At 65.4% G+C, this 19507-nt stretch carries 14 protein-coding genes; 4 read left to right on the forward strand and 10 right to left on the reverse strand.

Annotated elements, in window-relative coordinates:
- Positions 1-2: 2 nt before the first annotated feature.
- From Q6A47_RS12125 to Q6A47_RS12135, 3 genes are all read right to left on the reverse strand, one after another.
- Positions 3-926, reverse strand: a complete 924-nt coding sequence (locus Q6A47_RS12125; protein WP_039582788.1) for a carbohydrate ABC transporter permease — start codon at positions 924-926, stop codon at positions 3-5.
- A 76-nt stretch (positions 927-1002) separates the two neighbouring features.
- The gene (locus tag Q6A47_RS12130; protein ID WP_304484427.1) at positions 1003-2313 is read right to left on the reverse strand and encodes an ABC transporter substrate-binding protein; all 1311 of its coding nucleotides are present in this window, start codon (positions 2311-2313) and stop codon (positions 1003-1005) included.
- Between the two features lie 181 nt (positions 2314-2494).
- Positions 2495-3400 carry a helix-turn-helix domain-containing protein gene (locus tag Q6A47_RS12135; protein ID WP_029614201.1) on the reverse strand — a complete coding sequence of 302 codons (906 nt, stop codon included), beginning with the start codon at positions 3398-3400 and terminating at the stop codon, positions 2495-2497.
- A gap of 105 nt (positions 3401-3505) precedes the next feature.
- Here Q6A47_RS12135 and Q6A47_RS12140 point away from each other — a divergent pair, with 105 nt between their 5' ends.
- From Q6A47_RS12140 to Q6A47_RS12150, 3 genes are all read left to right on the forward strand, one after another.
- Complete coding sequence (locus Q6A47_RS12140; protein WP_029614202.1) at positions 3506-4006, forward strand: M48 metallopeptidase family protein; 501 nt, start codon at positions 3506-3508, stop codon at positions 4004-4006.
- Positions 4007-4017: 11 nt separating this feature from the next.
- Positions 4018-4314, forward strand: a complete 297-nt coding sequence (locus tag Q6A47_RS12145) for a winged helix-turn-helix domain-containing protein (protein WP_039582792.1) — start codon at positions 4018-4020, stop codon at positions 4312-4314.
- A 159-nt stretch (positions 4315-4473) separates the two neighbouring features.
- Positions 4474-5211 (forward strand): substrate-binding periplasmic protein, encoded by a 738-nt coding sequence (locus Q6A47_RS12150; protein WP_304484428.1) that lies wholly within the window; start codon positions 4474-4476, stop codon positions 5209-5211.
- Positions 5212-5223: 12 nt separating this feature from the next.
- On the opposite strand, the gene yccS is transcribed toward Q6A47_RS12150, so the two are convergent.
- The 7 genes from yccS to Q6A47_RS12185 all read right to left on the reverse strand — a co-directional run bounded on the left by yccS (position 5224) and on the right by Q6A47_RS12185 (position 16303).
- Entirely contained in the window at positions 5224-7407 is a 2184-nt protein-coding gene (yccS, locus tag Q6A47_RS12155; RefSeq protein ID WP_304484429.1) for a YccS family putative transporter, read from the reverse strand.
- A gap of 117 nt (positions 7408-7524) precedes the next feature.
- Positions 7525-8706 carry a BaiN/RdsA family NAD(P)/FAD-dependent oxidoreductase gene (locus Q6A47_RS12160; RefSeq protein ID WP_304484430.1) on the reverse strand — a complete coding sequence of 394 codons (1182 nt, stop codon included), beginning with the start codon at positions 8704-8706 and terminating at the stop codon, positions 7525-7527.
- A 43-nt stretch (positions 8707-8749) separates the two neighbouring features.
- Positions 8750-10087 carry an ATP-dependent RNA helicase DbpA gene (gene dbpA, locus Q6A47_RS12165; RefSeq protein WP_304484463.1) on the reverse strand — a complete coding sequence of 446 codons (1338 nt, stop codon included), beginning with the start codon at positions 10085-10087 and terminating at the stop codon, positions 8750-8752.
- 111 nt (positions 10088-10198) lie between these two features.
- Positions 10199-11626: a multidrug transporter subunit MdtD gene (gene mdtD / locus Q6A47_RS12170; RefSeq protein ID WP_295486740.1), complete on the reverse strand. Its 1428-nt coding sequence runs from the start codon at positions 11624-11626 to the stop codon at positions 10199-10201.
- Positions 11627-11696: 70 nt separating this feature from the next.
- Positions 11697-13028, reverse strand: a complete 1332-nt coding sequence (locus tag Q6A47_RS12175) for a TldD/PmbA family protein (protein ID WP_304484431.1) — start codon at positions 13026-13028, stop codon at positions 11697-11699.
- Positions 13028-14470: a TldD/PmbA family protein gene (locus Q6A47_RS12180; protein ID WP_295486745.1), complete on the reverse strand. Its 1443-nt coding sequence runs from the start codon at positions 14468-14470 to the stop codon at positions 13028-13030. The genes Q6A47_RS12175 and Q6A47_RS12180 overlap by 1 nt, the downstream gene beginning before the upstream one ends.
- A 30-nt stretch (positions 14471-14500) precedes the next feature.
- Positions 14501-16303, reverse strand: a complete 1803-nt coding sequence (locus Q6A47_RS12185; protein ID WP_116887438.1) for an acyl-CoA dehydrogenase — start codon at positions 16301-16303, stop codon at positions 14501-14503.
- A 335-nt stretch (positions 16304-16638) separates the two neighbouring features.
- Here Q6A47_RS12185 and Q6A47_RS12190 point away from each other — a divergent pair, with 335 nt between their 5' ends.
- Complete coding sequence (locus Q6A47_RS12190) at positions 16639-19440, forward strand: RHS repeat-associated core domain-containing protein (protein ID WP_304484432.1); 2802 nt, start codon at positions 16639-16641, stop codon at positions 19438-19440.
- Positions 19441-19507: the final 67 nt, after the last annotated feature.

Consider the following 19507-nt stretch of genomic DNA (forward strand, 5'->3'; position numbering starts at 1 on the left):
CCTCAGCTGCGCTCGGTGAGGTTCTTGCCGATCATGCGCACCAGCACGATGGCAGCGACGTTGGCGATCAGCACGGCGATCAGGCCACCGGCCGACGCCATGCCGACGTCGAACTGCAGCAGCGCCTGGTTGTAGATCAGGTAGGCCAGGTTGGTGGACTCGTAGCCCGGTCCGCCGCTGGTGGTGGTGAAGATCTCGGCGAACACCGACAACAGGAAGATGGTCTCGATCATCAGCACCACGGCGATGGGCCGTGCCAGGTGTGGCAGGGTCAGGTGCCAGAAGATCGCCAGCGGGCCGGCGCCGTCCAGGCGTGCAGCTTCCTTCTGTTCCTGGTCCAGCGACTGCATGGCGGTCATCAGGATCAGGATGGCGAACGGCAGCCACTGCCACGACACGATCAGGATGATCGACAGCAAGGGGTAATGCGCCAGCCAGTCCACCGGCTGCGCGCCGAACAGGCGCCAGAGCGCGGCGAGAATGCCGGACACCGGGTGCAGGATCAGGTTCTTCCACAGCAGCGCACTGACCGTGGGCATGATGAAGAACGGCGAGATCAACAGCACCCGCACCACGCCGCGGCCCCAGAACTCCCCAGCCTCCAGCAGCGCGGCGATGAGCACGCCGAAGACGATGCTGATCGCCAGCACGCTGCCCACCAGGGTCAGGGTGTTGAGCGCACCGGGCAGAAAGCCCGCGTCGGTGACGAAGAAGCTGAAGTTCTCCAGGCCGACGAAGTCGTTCTCGCCGGGGTACAGCAGGTTGTAGCGGATCAGCGAAAAGTACAGGGTCATGCCCAGGGGCACGATCATCCACAGCAGCAACAGCGCTACCGAGGGGCTGACCAGGAACCAGCCGGGGCCGATGCGGCGTTTGCCCCGGCGCTCGGGGGCCAGGGTCGGGGTGTCCAGGGCCGACGTCTTCATCACGATTCCTCAGGCGGCAGGCAGGGCGGGCGAGCGTCGACGCGCCCTGGCGGGCGCGCCGACGGATCCGTTCGGACTACTTGGGGTAGCCGGCGCGTTTCATCTCGCGTTCGGTGGAGGCCTGGGCGGCGGCCAGCGCCTGCTCGGGCTTCATCTGCCCGGTCAGGGCAGCGGCGAACAACTTGCCGACCTGGGTGCCGATGGCCTGGAACTCAGGGATGGTCACCAGTTGGATGCCCACATAGGGCACCGGCTTGAGGGTGGGATGGTTGGGGTCCACCCGCTTTAGCGACTCCAGGGTCACCTTGGCGAACGGCGCAGCCTGCAAGTACGCCTCGCTGTAGGTGGAGGCGCGGGTGCCGGGCGGCACGTTGGCCACACCGTCCTTGTCGGCCACCAGTTGGGCGTAGGCCTGTGAAGTGGCCCAGGTGCTGAAGGCCTTCGCTGCGTCCTTGGACTTGGAGCTGGTGGGGATCGCCAGGGCCCAGGAGTACAGCCAGCTCGCGCCTTTGTCGGTGACTTGCTTGGGGGCGAAGGTGAAGCCGGTGACATCGGCCACCTTGCTCTGGGATTTGTCGGTGACGAACGAGCCGGCGACGCTGGCATCGACCCACATCGCGCACTTGCCGCTGTTGAACAGCGCCAGGTTCTCGTTGAAGCCGTTGCTCGACGCGCCGGGCGGCCCGTAGTGCTTCATCGTGTCGACGTAGAAGTTCAGCGCTTGGGTCCATTCGCTGCCGGTGAATTCCGGCTGCCATTGTTCGTTGAACCAACGCGCGCCGAAGGCGTTGGCCAGGGTGCCGATCAGGGCCATGTTCTCGCCCCAGCCGGCTTTGCCGCGCAGGCAGATACCGTACTGGCCGTCCTGGGGCTTGTTGAGCTTGGCGGCGAACTCGCCCAGTTGGGTCCAGGTCGGCTGCTCGGGCATGCTCAGGCCGGCCTGCTGGAACAGGTCCTTGCGGTAGTAGGTGATCGAGGCTTCGGCGTAGAAGGGCAGGGCGTAGAGCGTGCCCTTGACCGAAAGGCCGTCGCGCACCGAGGGGAAGACGTCGTCGAGATGATAGTCGGCCGGCAGGTCCTGCATCGGCTCCAGCCAGCCCTTGGCGCCCCACAACGCGGCTTCGTACATGCCGATGGTGAGCACGTCGAACTGCCCGCCCTGGGTGGCGATGTCGGTGGTCAGGCGCTGGCGCAGCACGTTTTCTTCGAGCACCACCCACTTCAGCGCGATGTCCGGGTGCTGCTGCTCGAACACCTTGGACAGACGTTGCATGCGGATCATGTCGCTGTTGTTGACGGTGGCGATGGTCAGGGTTTCGGCAGCCTGGGCCAGTGGCGTCAGGCCGAGGCAGGCGACGGCCAGGCAGGCCTTGATCGAGTCGTTCATGCGGTGAACTCCCCTCCCGGACCGCAGTACGGCGCAGGAGACATTATTGTTTTTGTCATGCTCGCCACCGATTACACCTGTGACGGGATTCAGCGACAAAGCCTGGCCTGCACCCTGACCGATACTTTTTTGCTGTGCGTCATTGGCGCGTGATGTGCTGCCAAACAGCTCGCGCCCAGGCTCAGGCGCGGTTCTGCTCGGTCAGGCGCTGGGTCACCAGGCTGCGGTAGCCGGAGGGGGTCATGCCCTTGAGTTGCTGGAAGCGCCGATTGAAATTGGACAGGTTGCTGAAGCCCGACTCGAAGCACACCTCGGTCACCGGCAATTCGCTGCGCGCCAGCAGTTCGCAGGACTTGCTGACCCGCAGGCGGTTGACGAACTCGACGAACCCCCGGCCTGCGGCCTGCTTGAAGAAGCGCGAGAAGTAGGTGGTGGTCATGCCCAGGTGCTCGGCCACTTCGCGTTGCGTGAGGTCCTGGGCGTAGTGCTCGAAGATGTAGTCCACGGCCCGGTTGATGCGGTCGACGTTGTGCTCGTCGGCCAGGTGCGAGGAGGTGACGGTGGACAGCAGTTGGTAGTCGTCGCAGGCCGCAAGTTTTTCCATGAGGATAAAAAAGTATCCCAGGCGGGCCATGCCCTGGCTGTCGGCGATGCGTTGCAGCAACAGCCGGCTCTGGTCGATCAGCTCCGGGTCGCGGAACTCGATGCCGTAGCTGGCGCGGGCCAGCAGGGGCGCCAACTGGTTCAGCTCGGAGAACACCTGGCTGCCGTGTTCGAGCACCTCGTCGGTGAAGTTGACCAGCATGTCGCGGGTGTCCACCACCTCGTCGACGGCAACCTGGCTGATCCAGTTGTGCGGCAGGTTGGGGCCGGTGAGGAACAGGGTGCCGGGCGCGAAGTTGCCGATGTAGTCGCCGATGAACACCTTGCCGGCGCTGGCGACGATCAGGTGCAGCTCGTATTCCTTGTGGAAATGCCAGCGCACCAGCGGGCTGGGAAAGCCATGCTGGCGGTAGATCAGCGAGTGGCCTTCATGGTCGTCCATCAGTTCGTAGGAGGGGTCGATGACTTTGCTGGCTTTAGGCATGGTCAGTGCTTCGAGCGGGGATGAAGGGATCATCGTAGCCAACAATGGCGCCGAGCGCTGGCAGCACGCACACAGGGACGCGGCGATTGGGTAAACTCCCCGGCCATGACGCCCCTACGCTACTTGCAAGCCTACCCGCCGCACCTGCAGGAACAGGTCCGCCAGCTGATCGCCCGCGATCGCCTGGGCGACTACCTGCAGCAGCGCTATGCGCAGCGCCACGACGTGCAGAACGACAAGGCGCTGTACCTCTACGCCCAGGACTTGCGCCAGCAGTTCCTGCGCAGCGCGCCGCCGCTGGACAAGGTGCTCTATGACAATCGCCTGGACCTCACCCACCGCGCCCTGGGGCTGAACACCGCGGTGACCCGGGTGCAGGGCGGCAAGCTCAAGGCCAAGAAGGAAATCCGCATTGCGTCGCTGTTCAAGGACGCGGCGCCGCAGTTCTTGCGCATGATCGTGGTCCACGAACTGGCCCACCTGCGCGAGCGCGACCACAGCAAGGCGTTCTACCAACTGTGCCAGCACATGGAGCCGGACTACCATCAGCTGGAATTCGACCTGCGTGTCTACCTGACCTGGCGTGAACTGCCGGGCATCGCCTGAGGCTCCCGAGCATGGACGTAAGCAAGACCAAGAGCAGTTTCTACCGCCGGCTGTACGTCGCCTGGCTGATCGACAGCCAGACCGCGACCAGCGTGCCGGCACTGATGGAGGCCACCGGCATGCCCCGGCGCACCGCGCAGGACACCCTCACCGCCCTGGCCGACTTGGACATCGTCTGTGAATTCGAGCAGCTAAGCGGCGCGCGTAACCATGCCGGGCAGTACCGCATCCGCGACTGGGGGGCGATCGACAAACAGTGGATCGAAGCCCATCTGGCGCACATCCGTCAGGTGCTGGGTTATCCCTGAGGCGCGAGCAGCGTTCGCCGTCGCGCAGCGCCAGCGCCGCTCAGCGATTCGGCCAAAATAGAGGCTAAATGACATTATTGCCTGCTGCCGTCGGCGGTCGGCTTTGTGTACCCTCGAGCCATCGGCTGCGATCCCTCCAGACCGCGAGAGGTACTGTGCATGCGCTCACTGCTTGGCGTTGTGGGGTTGATCGCGGTGTTGGCGATGGCACCTGCCGTGGCCCAGCCGACGTTGCGCCTGGTGGCCGATAAATGGCCGCCGTTCTCCGACAGCAGCTTGCCCGGCGGCGGCCTGGCGACCGGTCTGGTCAGCGCGGCGCTGGCGCGTGCCGGGTATGCCAGTGAATTCGAGGAGGTGCCGTGGGCCAGGGCGCTGATGGGCGTGGGCGAGGGCCGCTACGACGTGTTGATCAACGCCTGGTACACCGAATCGCGTACCCAACTCGGTGAATTCTCCAGCCCTTACCTGAGCAACCGAATTCGCCTGCTCGAGCGCAAGGATCGACCCTTCAGCTTCACCCAGTTGGCCGATCTGTACCCCTACAGCATCGCCGTGGTGCGTGATTATGCCTATTCCCCGGCCTTCGACAGCGACAGCCGACTCGACAAGGTGCCGGTGCGCAGCTTCTCGTCGGCCATCCGCATGCTGGCTGCCGGCCGGGTCGACCTGGCGGTGGAAGACGAACTGGTGGCGCGCTACCTGCTGCAGCACGAGCCGCCCGAGGTGCGCGGGCAGGTGGACTTCGTCGCCCAGCCCCTGGGCGAGAACAGCCTGCACATTTTGGTCAGCCTGAAGAACCCGCAGCATGACCAGATCGTCCAGGGTTTCGACCGCGCGATCCAGGCGATGAAGGCCGATGGCAGCTACGCGCGGATCATGCGCCAGTACGGCTTCTGACGCGCCGGCACCTCAGGCCGGCTCGCTGTCCTTGATCAAATGCGCCGCCAGCGTGCGCAGCGGTCCCAATTGCCTGCAGATCAACGCCAGTTGCGACTGCACCAGGCGCTGGTGCTCGTCCAGCTCTTCGGGCATCTGCTCCAGTTGCTGGGCCAGGGCCTCCTCCGCGTCGCTGTGGATGGCCACCGGCGAGCGCGCCGCCAGGCCGCTGGCGATCTCGTCGAGGCTGCGCGCCAGGCTGCTGCCCACGCCATCGATCAACTGCTCGTGCACCTCGGCGGGCAATGCCGTGTCGCGGTGCGCGCCCAGGCCTGACAGGTAGCTGAGCAGGGTGTGCGAGAGCACCAGGAAGCGGAAGCCCACGTCGGCTTCCTTGCGGAAGTGCCCGGGCTCCATGAGCATGTTCGACAGCGTGGTCGACAGCGCCGCGTCGGCGTTGTGCGCGTTGCGGCGGGCCAGGCGATAGGCCAGGTCGTCGCTCTTGCCCACGGCGTACTGCTGCATGATCTGGCGCAGGTACTCGCTGGCGCAGCTCAGGGTGTTGGCCAGCACCTTGTTCAGGCGCCGTCCCTGCCAGTCGGGCAGGAACAGGAACACCGCGAGGATGGCGATCAGGCTGCCGACCAGGGTATCGAACAGGCGCGGCAGGAACAGCCCGTAGCCATCGCCGATCTGGTTGAAGCAGAACAGCACCATCAGCGTGATCGCCGCCGTGGCCAAGGTGTAGCGGGTGGTGCGATTGACGAAGAACACCACACCGGCCACCACCGCGAACAGCGATTGCACCACCGGGTTGGGGAACAGGTCGAACAGCGCCCAGCCCACCGTCAGGCCGATGGCGGTGCCGAAGATCCGCTGCACCAGCTTGCGCCGGGTCGCGCCGTAGTTGGGCTGGCAGACGAACAGCGTGGTGAGGATGATCCAGTAGCCCTGCGTGGGGTGGATCAGGTGCACCATGCCGTAGCCGATCGACAGTGCCAGCGGCAGGCGCAAGGCATGGCGGAACAGCAGCGAGGTGGGGGTGAGCTGGGTCCGCAGGCGTTTCCAGACTTCCTTGAAGGTGCGCGGCGAGCGGTCCAGCAGGCTGCTGTCGCTGGCGGCGACCAGGCTGTCGGGGTTGCTCGCCGCACCGAGCAAGCGATCGAGGGTCGCCAGGTTCGCCGCGAGGGCGCGCAGCGAGCGCAACAGGCCGCGCCAGGCCGGGTTGTTCTGCTGGCGCAGGTACTCCAGCGAGGCGTTGAGGTCTTCCAGGGCTTCGGGGTAGCCGCTGGCGAGCACGAACGGCTGGCGCAGGCGGATCGAACGGGCCAGTTCCTGACAGGAGGAGCCCTGTTTGCGCAGCAGGCGTTGGCAGCGGAACATCACGTCGCTGTGGAAGAACGTCTCGCTCAGGGCGTTGTAGGGGTAGTGCGAGGCGCTGACCCGTTCATGGATGTCCTGGGCCAGGAAGTACAGTTTCAGGTAGCGGCTGACCTTGGAGTTGGGCTGGCTGTTGCCAACCCGGTGCAGGATGATTTCCTTGGCGGTGTTCAGCGCCGCGACCACCCGGCCATTCTGCTTGGCCAGCTCCAGGCGCGTGGCTTCGACATCCAGGGTACGCACCGGCTCGAACAGGCTGGCCTTGAGCTTGAGGTAGCTGCCCAGCTCGAAGAACAGCTTGGCCAGGCTCTGCTGCACCGGCTGGTTGGAGAACAGCGCCTGCCACAGCACCGAGAGCAGGCCGTACCAGGCCGCGCCGGCCACCAGCAGCAGGGGTTCGTGCCAGAAGTCGCTGACCTGGCCGCCGCGCTGGTCGACGCCGATCATGGTGTACACCGACAGGATCAAGGTCGCCGAGGCGATCGCGCCATAGCGCTCGCCCAGTGCGCCGAGCATGGTCAGGCCAAAGGCGGCCAGGGCCAGCGAGACGACGAAGATCCAGGGGTAGGGGAACAGCAGTTCGACCGCCAGGGCGGCGATGGCGAAGCACACCAGGGTCACGGCCAGGGCGCTGAGGCGACCTTGCCAACCGTCGTCGGTCTCGGCCAAGGCGCTGGCGATGATGCCCAGGAACAGCGGGATGAGCAGGCTCATCTCGTTGTGGTACCAGCACCAGGCCATGGAGCCGGTCAGGGCGATGGTCACCCGGATGGCGTAGCTGAACTTGTCCTGGCCCCACAGGCGACGCAATGAATGGCGCAACGAACTCGATGACATAGTGGCCCTGGGCTGTGAGCGAAAGGGAGTTCTGATCGGGTTCGGGGCCGCACAGCGGCCCCGGAAGTAGCCTTGCACGATCCAGCAATAACCGTTCCGTGCGCAGCGGATTCTACCTCAGACGAACTGCGCCGCGGCGTTGGCCGAGGCCCAGGCCCACTGGAAATTGAAGCCGCCCAGGTGGCCGCTGACATCCAGCACCTCGCCAATGAAGTACAGCCCCGGACTCTTCAACGACTCCAGGGTCTTGGACGACACTTCGCGGGTGTCCACGCCGCCCAGGGTCACTTCCGCCGTGCGATAGCCCTCGGTGCCGGCCGGCACCACCTGCCAGGCCGACAGCTTTTCGGCGATCTGCGCCAGTTCCGCCGGGGTGTACTGCTTCAACGGCCTGGAGACGAACCACTGCTCGGCCAGCAAGTTCGCCAGCTTGCGGGTGAATACCTCGCCCAGCACGGTCTTGAGCTCGCTGTTGGGGCGCTCGGCCTGCTGATGTTGCAGCCATTGCAGCGCGTCGTGGTCGGGCAGCAGGTTGAGCTCGACGGTGTCGCCGCTTTCCCAATACGAAGAAATCTGCAGGATCGCCGGGCCGCTCAGGCCACGGTGGGTGAACAGCAGGTTTTCGCGAAAGCTCACGCCATTGCAATGGGCGATGCAGTCCAGCGAGGTGCCGGACAGCTCGCTGCACAGTGCCTTGAGTTGGGGCTCGGTGACGGTGAACGGCACCAGCGCAGCGCGGGTCGGCAGCAGGGTGTGGCCGAACTGGCGGGCGACCTGGTAACCGAAGCCGGTGGCGCCCAAGGTCGGGATCGACAGGCCGCCGGTGGCGATCACCAGCGACTGGCAGGCGAACGGTCCGGCGCTGGTGTGCAGGCGGTAGCCGTCGTCGGTCTTGTCGATCCGTTCGATCTGCGTGTTCATGCGCAGCTCGGCACCGGCGGCGTCGCACTCGGCCAGGAGCATGTCGAGGATGTCGCTGGACTTGTTGTCGCAGAACAGTTGGCCGAGCTTCTTCTCGTGGTACGGCACGCCGTGGCGGGCCACCAGTTCGATGAAGTCCCACTGGGTGTAGCGGGCCAGGGCCGACTTGCAGAAGTGTGGGTTCTGCGACAGGAAGTTGGCCGGCTCGGTGTACATATTGGTGAAGTTGCAGCGCCCGCCGCCGGACATGAGGATCTTCTTGCCGGGCTTGTTGGCATGGTCGAGCAGCAGCACGCGGCGACCGCGGCGCGCGCTGAGGTGTGCGCACATCAGGCCGGCGGCGCCGGCGCCAATGATGATCACGTCGGTGGAGTGCACGGTGTGAACCTGTCTGGAGTCGAAAAGGGAGCTTGCCAAGGGGTTAGATGATGCGGACCTTGAGCGCGCGGCCCTTGATCTTGCCGCTGTTGAGCCGCTGCATCGCCTGCTTGGCCACCGCTCGCTCCACCGCCACGAAGGCGACGAAGTCGAAGATGGCGATCTTGCCCACTTGCTTGCCCGGCAGCCCGGCGTCGCCGGTCAGCGCACCGAGGATGTCGCCTGGGCGCAGCTTGTCCTTGCGCCCGGCACCGATGCACAGGGTGGTCATCGGCGGCAGCAGGGGCTCGCCACCCTTGTGCTTGAGGCCGTCCAGCGGCTCCCAGCGCAGCGGGCGCTTCTGCAAGTCTTCGATGGCCTGGGCGCGATGGCCTTCGGCCGGCGCCACCAGGCTGATCGCCATCCCTTTCTCACCGGCGCGGCCGGTACGTCCGACGCGGTGCACGTGAATCTCGGCATCGCGCGCCAGTTCGACGTTGATCACCAGGTCCAGGCCATCGATGTCCAGGCCGCGAGCGGCCACATCGGTGGCCACCAGCACCGAGCTGCTGCGGTTGGCGAACATCGTCAGCACCTGATCGCGGTCGCGCTGTTCCAGGTCGCCGTGCAGGGCCTGGGCGACGATGCCCTTGGCGGTGAGGTGGATAACCAGGTCTTCGCACTGCTGCTTGGTGAAGCAGAACGCCACGCACGACTGCGGACGGTAGTGGCCGAGCACGCGGGTGACCGCCTCCAGGCGCTGCTGTGGGTCGATCTCGATGAAGCGCTGCTCGATCTGGCTGTCGCTGTGCTGGCTCTCGACCTTGACCTGCTGCGGCGCGCGCATGAAGTCCGCGGCCAGTTGCTCGATGCCGGCCGGGTAGGTGGCCGAGAACAGCAGGGTCTGGCGCCGCGAGGGGGTCTTGCCGATGATCGCGGCGATGGCGTCGAAGAAGCCCATGTCGAGCATGCGGTCGGCTTCGTCCAGCACCAGGGTGTTGAGGCCCTTGAGGTCCAGGGTGCCCTTGTCCAGGTGCTGCTGGATGCGCCCTGGGGTGCCGACGATGATGTGCGCGCCGTGTTCCAGCGAGGCGATCTGCGGGCCGAGCGAGACGCCGCCGCACAGGGTGAGGATCTTGATGTTGTCCTCGGCCCTGGCCAGGCGACGCAGTTCCTTGGCCACCTGGTCGGCGAGCTCGCGGGTGGGGCACAGCACCAGCGCCTGGCAGCCGAAGTAGCGCGGGTTGATCGGGTTGAGCAGGCCGATGCCGAAGGCGGCGGTCTTGCCGCTGCCGGTCTTGGCCTGGGCGATCAGGTCCTGGCCCTTGAGGATGACCGGCAGGCTCTGCGCCTGGATCGGGGTCATCGCGGCATAACCCAGGGCATCCAGGTTGGCCAGCATGGCGGCGGACAGCGGCAGGGAAGCGAAAGCGGTGGAGTCGGTGGTCACGGGACTGGCCTGCGGTGCGAAGCGAAAAATGCCGCACAGTCTACCAGCCCCTGGCGATTCCCCCTACGTTTCCACGTGCTCTTCCGGACGACGGGTACGCCGGCCGTCCGTCGGCGAAAGCTGCAGGAAGATCGCCGCGGCCAGCATCGCCATCAAACCGATGGTCAGGAAGGTGAGCTGGAACGCCCCCAAGGTGGTTTCCACGCCGTCGGCATTGCCTGAGGCGGTGAAACCACCGAGCAGGGCGCCGGCGCAGGCCACGCCCAGGCTCAGCGACAGTTGCGCGACCACCGACAGCAGGCTGTTGCCGCTGCTGGCGCTGACATCGTCCAGGTCGATCAGGGTCACGGTGTTCATGGCCGTGAACTGCAGCGAGTTCACCGCGCCCAACACGCCCAGTTGCACCAGCAGCAGCCAGTACGGCGTCTGCTCGTCGACCAGGCCGAGGCTGGCCAGCATCACGCCGAGCAGCAGGGTGTTGCCAGTGAGGATGATGCGGTAGCCCAGGCGCTCGATCAGCGGACGTGCCACCGACTTGGCCAGCATCGCTGCGGCCGCCAGCGGGATCATGCTCATGCCCGCCTGCGCCGGCGAGTAGCCCAGCGCCACTTGCAGCAGCAGCGGCACCAAGAAGGGCAAGGCGCCGCTGCCCAGGCGGGCGAACAGGTTGCCGAGGATGCCGATGGCGAAGGTGCGCACGCGGAACAGGCTGGGCGAGAACAGCGGCTCGGGGTCGCGTCCGGCGCGCAGCCAGTAAGCGGCCAGGCAGGCCATGCCGGCGAACAGCAGCAGCATCACCCGCAGGTGCGGCAGGTGCAGTTCGCCCAGGCCCTCCATGGCGATGGTGATCAGCACCATCGCCGCGCCGAACAGCAGGAAGCCTGGGCCGTCGAAGGTGGTGCGCTCGCTGCCGCGCAGGTCCGGGATGAATTTCCACACCGCATAGCAGCCCAGCGCGCCGACCGGCAGGTTGAGCAGGAAGATCCAGTGCCAACTGAGGATTTCCACCAGCCAGCCACCCACGGTCGGGCCGAGCAGCGGCCCAAGCAGGCCGGGGATGGTGATGAAGCTCATGATCCGCACCAGTTCCGAGCGCGGGTAGGCGCGCAGCACCACCAGGCGCCCGACCGGCAGCATCAGTGCACCGCCCAGGCCTTGGATGACCCGCGCGAAGATCAGAAAGCCCAGGCTGTTGGCCGCCGCGCACAGCAGCGAGCCGACGCTGAACAGCAGGATCGCGCCGAAGAAGATGCGCTTGGTGCCGAAGCGGTCGGCGATCCAGCCGGAGGCGGGGATCAGCAGGGCCACGGTGAGCATGTAGGCGATGATCACGCCCTGCATGCGCAACGGGTCTTCGGCCAGCGAGCGGGCCATGGCGGGCAGCGCGGTGTTGAGGATGGTGCCGTCGAGCGACTGCATGAAGAAAGCGATGGCCACCACCCAGGGGAGCCAGCGGGCGGTGGTGGGGTCGAGCGGGGCGCGTTCGGGCATGACGTCCTCTTCTGCCTGTGCCGGCCCTGGCGCGGATCGATCGCGGTGGCGATAGGGCCGGCAGGGTCAATCACAATGTCAATGTCAATCCTCTGACCAGCGCGCCGGGCAAATGACTCGATCCGGTCTGCCGCTGTCCGTAGGTGCTGGTGGACAGGATCAACTCGCGCTCGCAGGTCAGCGCTTCCAGCCGTTCGCCCAGCAGGTTGTACAGGCTGTCGTCGAAGCGCATGGTGCTCACCGGTCCCTGGATCTGCCCGTCCTCTACCCAGAAGGTGGCGAAGCGGGTCAGGCCGGTCATGCGCGCGGCGGGCAGGTCGGAGTAGTTCAGGTACCACAGGTTGCTGATGTACAGGCCAGTGCCGAGGTGTTCGAGGATGTCCGCCGTGGCCAGCGATCCGGGGGCCAGGCTCAGCGCGCAGGGCGCCTCGTAACTGTCGGCACCGTTGGCCAGCAGGGCGAATTCGGCGGCGCTGCGCGCGCTGGTCAGGCGCTCGAGGGCGCGGCCTTCGCCAATCAGGGCCAGGTCCTGGCGGGGCGAGCCTTCGTCGGAGAACGCTGGGCTCAGCGAGCCGCTGACCTGCTCGGCGACGCTCACCAGCGGGCTGAGCCGGGCATCGCCGTTGTACAGGCGTTGCAGCGGGCTGTTGCCAGTGGCCAGGGCCTGGGCTGAAAAGCCGCCCCAGCCCAGCATGCCGGCGATCTCGTCCATGGCCGCGGGGGCCAGGTAGGCGCGGTAGCTGCCGGGTTCGAGGGTGATGGCGGGGCGGCCCAGGTGCTGCAGTTGCTCGCGCGCCAGCCGCAGGCGCGTGGCAAAGGCCTCGGCGCTCCAGGTCTGGCCGGCATAGTTGGCTTTCACCGCCTGGCCGTTGGCGTGGAACAGGCTCCAGTCGAAATTGAAGCTGTTGGCCTGGTGCCAGCCGAAGGCGCCATAGGAACTGGCGAAGCCCCGGCAGAGGGGACCGGCGGCATAGATGCCGACCAGGTCCAGGTCGCCGGCCTGCTGCTCGACCAGAGCCAGCACTTCGTCGAAGTCGGGCAGGGGCTCCTCTTGCACGCTGTGGCTATGCCAGGCGCCCTCGTCCAGTTTCAGGTAGGGATCGGCGGGCAGCAGCGGCAAGGTCTGGCGCAGTTGCGCCAGCGCGTCGTGCAGGCGCTGGCGGTCGAGTTGCGGGTCTTCGCCCAGGGTGAACTGCTGCTCGGCCTGACGGCCGTCACGCACCAGGCGCAGGCTCGCACTGGCCTGGCTGACATCGCCGGCCTGACGCACCTTGGCCTGGTTGAAGCGCACGAAACGCGACTGCTCGGCGCTGTAGCCAAGGGTGAACTGCTCGCCGGGATGCACGGCGTCGCGCAGGGCGCCGTGCAGGTGCTCGAAGCGATGTCGATACGAAGTGCTCATCAGGCGTCTCCTCCGAATACGTCGATCTGGCGGAACACGCAGGCCGGCGAGGCGTGGCCGACGCGGATGACCTGGTTGGGCTCGCCCTTGCCGCAGTTCGGGGTGCCGAGCACCTGGAAGGTGCTGCGGTCGCCCACCGCCGAGAGGTTGCGCCAGAACTGCGCGGAGATGCCGCGGTAGTTGGGGTTCTTGACCACGCCCTTGAGTTGGCCGTGCTCGATGAGCTGGCCCCATTCGCAGCCGAACTGGAACTTGTTGCGCGCGTCGTCGATGGACCAGGAACGGTTGGTACGCATGAGGATGCCGTGCTCGATGCCCGCGATGAGTTGCTCCAGCGAGTGCTCGCCCGGTTCGATGTTGAGGTTGGCCATGCGGTCGATGGGGGCGCGGTTCCAGCCGCAGGCACGGCTGTTGGCCACGCCGTCGAGGCCGGAGCGTAGTTGCGAGAGGGCGCCGCCTAGCGGCCGCAACAGCGTGCCCTGGCGAATCAGGAACTGCTTGCTGGCGGGTGTGCCGTCGTCGTCGAAGCTGTAGCTGGCCAGCTCTTCCGGCAGGGTCGGGTCGAAGGTGACGTTGAGCAGCGCCGAGCCGTATTGCAGATGGCCGAAGTCGCTGGCCTTGACGAAGCTGGTGCCGGCGTAATTGCGCTCGTCACCGAGGATGCGGTCCATCTCCAAGGGGTGGCCGATGGACTCGTGGATTTGCAGCATCATCTGGTCGGGCATCAACAGCAGGTCGCGCACGCCGCTGGGGGTGTTGGGCGCCAGCAGCAACTGCAGGGCCTCGTCGGCCACGCGTCGGGCCGCGCCTACCAGGCCGCAGCGTTCGATGACCTCGAAGCCGCCCTGTTGGCCGAAGTTCTCCCGGCCCAGGGTGCGGCTCTGGCTGTCCTGGCCATCGCTGGCGGTGACGCCCAGGCCGGGGAAGACGAAGCGCTGCGCATGGCGCAACTGCGCACCGGCCGAGTTCAGGTAGGTCTGCTCGACCAGGGTGATGCCAAGGCTCGCCTGCCAGTCCACCAGGCGTGCGTCCTTGGGCACGCTGGCCGATTCGGCGGCCAGCAGCTCAAGGCAGTCGGCCAGGTTGGGCAGGGCCTGCTCGAAGTTGGGCGAGACGTGGTCGTGACGTTGGCTGGGCACCGGCTGCTGGCGCAGATCGAGCAGGTGGTGGCCGGCGATCTGCCGGGCCAGGGCCTCGGCCTGCTCCAGCGCACGTTGCAGTCCGGCTTGCGACAGGTCGGCGGTGGCCGCGTAGGCTTCCACGCCGTTGAGCCGAACGCTGAGCATGGCGCCCTCGTCCTGGCTGAACGACGGTGGCTCGGCGACGTTACGCCGCACCGACAGCGATTGGTGCGCTTGCTTGACGTGGCGCAGCGAAAAGACGTCGGCCGTGCTGCGCAGCCCGGCGAAGCGCTGGCGCAGCAGGGCGCTGGAATCGAACATGCAAGAACCTCCGGTACACGGTGGCTCCCCCTAGAACCACCCCTCGTGCATGCCCAGGCACGTGTCGTCACGTGCCTCGAGCAAGGCGAGCTCAGTATGGCAGCCTGGCACCTCCCAGATCAGAAAATAACGCGCCGCTTGCAGTTTGCCCTGATAGAAATCGCGATCGGCTTCTACTTCCTTGAGCAACCCGAGCTCGGCGTGGATCGCCTGCTCCAGCCAGCGCCAGCCGATCACGCAGTGACCGAACACCTTGAGGTACAGCGCAGAATTGGCCAGCGCAGCCGCCGCCTTGCCCTGGGCCAGATCGCCGAGCAGGGCCAGGGTTGCGGCCTGCAAGCGATTGACCAACTGCTCCAGCGGCTGGCGCAGCGCATCCAGGTTGGGGTGATGGCTGGCGCGCTCGGCGGTGGCGGCGATCAGGCGGATCAGGTGCTTGAGCCCGGCACCGCCGTTCTGCGCCAGCTTACGCCCCAGCAGGTCGAGCGACTGGATACCCTCGGTGCCCTCGTGAATCGGGTTCAGGCGGTTGTCGCGGTAGTACTGCTCCACCGGATAGTCGCGGGTGTAGCCGTGGCCGCCGAGGATCTGGATCGCCAGTTCGTTGGCCTTGAGGCAGAACGCCGATGGCCAGGATTTGACGATGGGGGTGAGCAGGTCGAGCAGTTGCTGGGCCTGCTCGCGAGTGGTTGCATCGGGCGCGGTGTGGGTGTCGTCGAACAGCCGCGCGGCGTACAGCCCCAGGTCGAAGGCGCCTTCCACGTAGGCCTTCTGCATCAGCAGCATGCGCCGCACGTCGGCATGCTCGATGATCGGCACCGGCGGGCTGTGCGGGTCTTTGTTGTCCACCTGACGGCCCTGGGGGCGCTGACGAGCATAGTCCAGCGAGTACAGGTAGCCGGCGTAGCCGAGCATCACTGCGCCCATGCCGACGCCGATGCGCGCCTCGTTCATCATCTGGAACATGTACGCCAGGCCTTGGTGCGGCTGGCCGACCAGATAGCCGATGCACTGGCCGTTATCGCCGAAGTTCAGCGCCGTGGAGGTGGTGCCGCGCCAGCCCATCTTGTGGAACAGCCCGGCCAGCGTCACGTCGTTGCGCGCGCCGAGGCGACCGTCGGCGTCGACCCGGTACTTGGGCACGATGAACAGGGAAATGCCCTTCACCCCGGCCGGGGCGTCCGGCAGCTTGGCCAGGACCATGTGCACGATGTTCTCCGATAACTCGTGGTCCCCGGCGGAGATGAAGATCTTGTTGCCCTTGAGCCGGTAGCTGCCGTCGCCAACGGGCTCGGCGCGGGTGCGGATGTCTGCCAGCGACGAGCCGGCATGGGGTTCGGTGAGGGCCATGGTGCCGAAGAAGCGGCCGTCGATCATCGGTTGCAGGAACAACCGCTTCTGCGTTTCGTCGCCGAAGCTTTCGATCAGATTGGCCGCGCCCATGGTCAGGAACGGGTAGGCGGTGGTGCCGGCGTTGGCGGCCTGAAAGTGGGCGAAGCAGGCTTGCGAGACCAGGCTCGGCAACTGCATGCCGCCGACGTCGAAGTCGCGGTTGGCATTGAGCAAGCCCGCGTCGAGAAACGCCTGCACGGCGGGTTTGACCTCCGCGATCAACTCAGCCCGGCCGTCCACATAGCGCGGTTCGTGCTCGTCGCCTTTGCGGTTGTGCGGGGCGAAGTACTTTTCCGCCAGGCTGCGCGCAGTGCCCAGCGCGGCGTCGAAGGTTTCGCGGTTGTGCTCGGCGAAACGCGGGCGGGCGGTCAGGGCCTCGGCATCGAGGACTTCATAGAGTTCGAACGCAAGGTTGCGGCTGCTGAGGAGTTGCTCGGACATGGCGGCATTCCTGGAATCGGGATGCGCCGAGTCTAGTGGCGATGACCGTTACCGCACAGGCTAATGGATGTGGGTGATAGCGCTTCAAAAGCACGATGGCGGTGCAGGGTCAGGTGGTGCTGCGGGACTGACAGTTCTGCCAGGTGCCGCCGAGGTTTTGCGACGCTAGTATGCAAAGCACACCGTGGTTGAGATTGGCGCGGATGCGTATGTCGATTGGAGGACGCTCGATGACCTGCTCTGCGCCGTTGGTTGCCCACAACACGCCCCGAGTACAAGTCTTTGCAGGGAGACTGACGGTCCGGGAAATTGTCTATCATCGCCATGACCGGAGCTTGGAGCGCACCGATCAGCGCGTCACGTGCCACGGGTACGATCGCCGAGGTGTGCTTGAGCGCAGCGTCGATCCGCGTCTGGCTAAATCGGGCCGGGTGAACTTTACGTTTGCGAACGATCTCATTGGCAGGCCAGTGCGCGCTGAGCGTGCTGACGCCGGCATTTGTGTAGCCCTCGCCGATATCCTCGGTCGCCCTCTCGTACGGTTCAGTGCGATCGCCGCCGATGCGGATGGTCGCGACGACTGCGGCCAAGTGGTCGTACGCAGTCTGGCCTATGAAACTGCCGGTTCGCCCGGGCGGCTGGTGAGCATTACCGATACTCAAGCGGGCGGTGATCCGCGCATCGTCCAACGCTTCGTTTACGGCGGTGGCAGTGCATCGGAATGTGCGTCGAACCTGGCGGGGCGGTGTGTCGGCCGTTATGACGGTGCTGGACTTGCGCTGCTCGAGGGGGCTGCCCTTACCGGCACACCTATTGCGTTCACGCGGCGGCTTCTTGAGCACGGTGATGATGAGCAGACCACTGCGCACTGGCGAGGGGAGACGGCCAGTGACTGGGATCGGGCGCTGGAATCGGTCGAGTTCGCCTACACGACGTGCGCGGTGGTGGATGCCTGCGCAGCCGTTTCAAGTGTCACCGATGCCGCCGGAAACCGGCAGCGCGTGGCTTGCGACATTGCGGGTCACCTCAAGGCTGCGTGGCTGTCTCGCAAAGGGGCGCCAGAACGCGAAATCGTGCGCTCGCTGAGTTACCTGGCCTGTGGCGCCAAAGCGTCTGAGCTGCACGGTAACGGTGTATTGACCCAGTACTTTCACGACCCCACCACGCGACGTCAGACCGGCCGACGCATCGAGCGGCCAGCGGCTCATGCGCGCGGCATGAAAGTATTGCAGGACGTGCGCTATACCTTCGATCCGGTCGGTAACCTGGTCGGGGAGTTGGACATGACCGACGTTGCCAGCTTCTGGCGAAACCAGAAGGTGGTACCCAAAAAGACCTACCGCTACGACAGCCTCTATCAACTGGTCAGCGCTTCGGGGCGTGAACACGCCCAGGGCGAGGCTGCACCAGAATTGTCCAAAGACTGCCAGGTTGGCGCAAGCGACCAGACCCTCCTGACCGGCTATAGCCGAGACTTTACCTACGACGCAGCCGGCAATTTGATGCGCACGGTGCACCTCTCGCCCGCCAGCAGTCGCTGCTATGTCGTGGGCATGATGGTCAGTGACCGCAGTAACCGGGCGGTACTCGACACGATGGCGAGCAGCCCCGCTGAAGCGCAAGCCGCATTCACAGCGAGTGGGCATCAGGCCATGCTGCTACCTAATCAGCCATTGCTCTGGACGTCGAACGGCGAACTGCGTCACGTGGTTTCGGTGCAGCGCGAACAGTCGCAACAGGACGACAGCGAGCACTACCGCTACGACGGCGATAGTCAGCGAATCACGAAGATCAATACGCAGTGGGCTTCTGCGAGCCGGCGCAGGCAGCGCGTCATTTATCTGCCAGGGCTCGAATTACGCCGCACTGTCAGCAATGCGCGTGTCGAAGAGGAGCTACAGATACTCAAGGTCGGAGGGGGCGGGTATGCCCAAGTTCGGCTTTTATATTGGTCCAACGCCGCCCCCCCGGGTTTACAGAACGATCAACTGCGCTACAGCTACGACACCCCTTTGGGTAGCAGCATTTTGGAAATCGACGGGGATGGTCGCTTGATCAGCCACGAAGACTACTATCCCTACGGCGGCACGGCATTTTGCCTGGCGCGAAATAAGCTCGAGGCGAATTACAAGACGTTGGGCCATGGTGGCAAGGAGCGAGATGTCACTGGGCTTTACTACTATGGCCAACGCTACTATCAGCCCTGGGCAGGGCGTTGGCTGAGTGCCGATCCAGCGGGTGCAGTCGATGGCCTCAATCTGTATTGCCGGGTACGTAATAACCCCGTTACCCGTCGGGATGACGACGGCTTGCAGAGTTTCGAAAGCGAATTTGGCCCGGATTTCAGTGCTTTGGATAAAGTCATCGACTTTCCAGAGATTTTCAAGGCTGCGCCTGAAGGTGTCGTCCTCAAGGGCAATGTCAGCGAGCATTCACTGGGGCGATTGAGGTTGAAGGTGTATTGGCAACGGGAAGTGCCCGCCTACCAGCCGTTGCCCTCTGAGCAAGTGATCGGTGCGCTGGGCGATGATGGGCGTGGTCAGCTCGGCCCCGATGCCCAGCGTGCACGTACACTTGGAGTGACCGAGCAGTTCGCCAAGGACCTGCCTCGCAGCAGTTACACGGTGATTGAGGGTGGCCAGGAAAAGCCGTTAAGCGAACACACCATCGATCAGTTGTTCACCCGGCAGCAGAAAGAGATCGTTTCTACCCTTGCGCACCAAGCCCACGCCGCCGAATTGGCTGTGCTGAGCTACGGCATTGAAGCCGCTGGCGGCACGTTCGACGAGCAAGGCCAGTTCCGCGCTTCTTGGGTGCAGGCCCCCGGAGCTGACCCTGAGCACATCATCGAGAAGCCTTCACCGAGCGACAGGTCGCTCATTGTCAGGTCACGGCAGATTTTCAGTCTCAAGTACACGGAAACGGAGCAACTGGCTGCCGACCTGAGCCTGACCGCCGAGCAGATTTCGGTGTTGCGTGTGGGCAGGCAGGGTGGAGAGATTACCTACCACTATCAGGACGCACATCCGACGATTCAGAAGTTGCAGATTTCCTACGTGACTCCCGTCGCGCCCGTCAGTACCAAACGTTCACTTGCCTCAAAGATAAAATTCTGGCGATCGTCCAGCAAACAGTGAGCAGGCTTGAACGGTGGCCAAACGAAAGCAGGCGCGCCCGAGACGCGCCTGCTTTCATCGCCTCGCG

Source organism: Pseudomonas boreofloridensis (assembly GCF_030580795.1).
In the GTDB taxonomy this organism is placed as follows: domain Bacteria; phylum Pseudomonadota; class Gammaproteobacteria; order Pseudomonadales; family Pseudomonadaceae; genus Aquipseudomonas; species Aquipseudomonas boreofloridensis.

Bases quoted from the DNA above. Each gene is read 5' to 3' on its own strand.
- Q6A47_RS12125 (WP_039582788.1), bottom strand. From the start codon at position 926: ATGAAGACGTCGGCCCTGGACACCCCGACCCTGGCCCCCGAGCGCCGG.
- Q6A47_RS12130 (WP_304484427.1), bottom strand. From the start codon at position 2,313: ATGAACGACTCGATCAAGGCCTGCCTGGCCGTCGCCTGCCTCGGCCTG.
- Q6A47_RS12135 (WP_029614201.1), bottom strand. From the start codon at position 3,400: ATGCCTAAAGCCAGCAAAGTCATCGACCCCTCCTACGAACTGATGGAC.
- Q6A47_RS12140 (WP_029614202.1), top strand. From the start codon at position 3,506: ATGACGCCCCTACGCTACTTGCAAGCCTACCCGCCGCACCTGCAGGAA.
- Q6A47_RS12145 (WP_039582792.1), top strand. From the start codon at position 4,018: ATGGACGTAAGCAAGACCAAGAGCAGTTTCTACCGCCGGCTGTACGTC.
- Q6A47_RS12150 (WP_304484428.1), top strand. From the start codon at position 4,474: ATGCGCTCACTGCTTGGCGTTGTGGGGTTGATCGCGGTGTTGGCGATG.
- yccS (WP_304484429.1), bottom strand. From the start codon at position 7,407: ATGTCATCGAGTTCGTTGCGCCATTCATTGCGTCGCCTGTGGGGCCAG.
- dbpA (WP_304484463.1), bottom strand. From the start codon at position 10,087: ATGCTGGCCAACCTGGATGCCCTGGGTTATGCCGCGATGACCCCGATC.
- mdtD (WP_295486740.1), bottom strand. From the start codon at position 11,626: ATGCCCGAACGCGCCCCGCTCGACCCCACCACCGCCCGCTGGCTCCCC.
- Q6A47_RS12175 (WP_304484431.1), bottom strand. From the start codon at position 13,028: ATGAGCACTTCGTATCGACATCGCTTCGAGCACCTGCACGGCGCCCTG.
- Q6A47_RS12180 (WP_295486745.1), bottom strand. From the start codon at position 14,470: ATGTTCGATTCCAGCGCCCTGCTGCGCCAGCGCTTCGCCGGGCTGCGC.
- Q6A47_RS12185 (WP_116887438.1), bottom strand. From the start codon at position 16,303: ATGTCCGAGCAACTCCTCAGCAGCCGCAACCTTGCGTTCGAACTCTAT.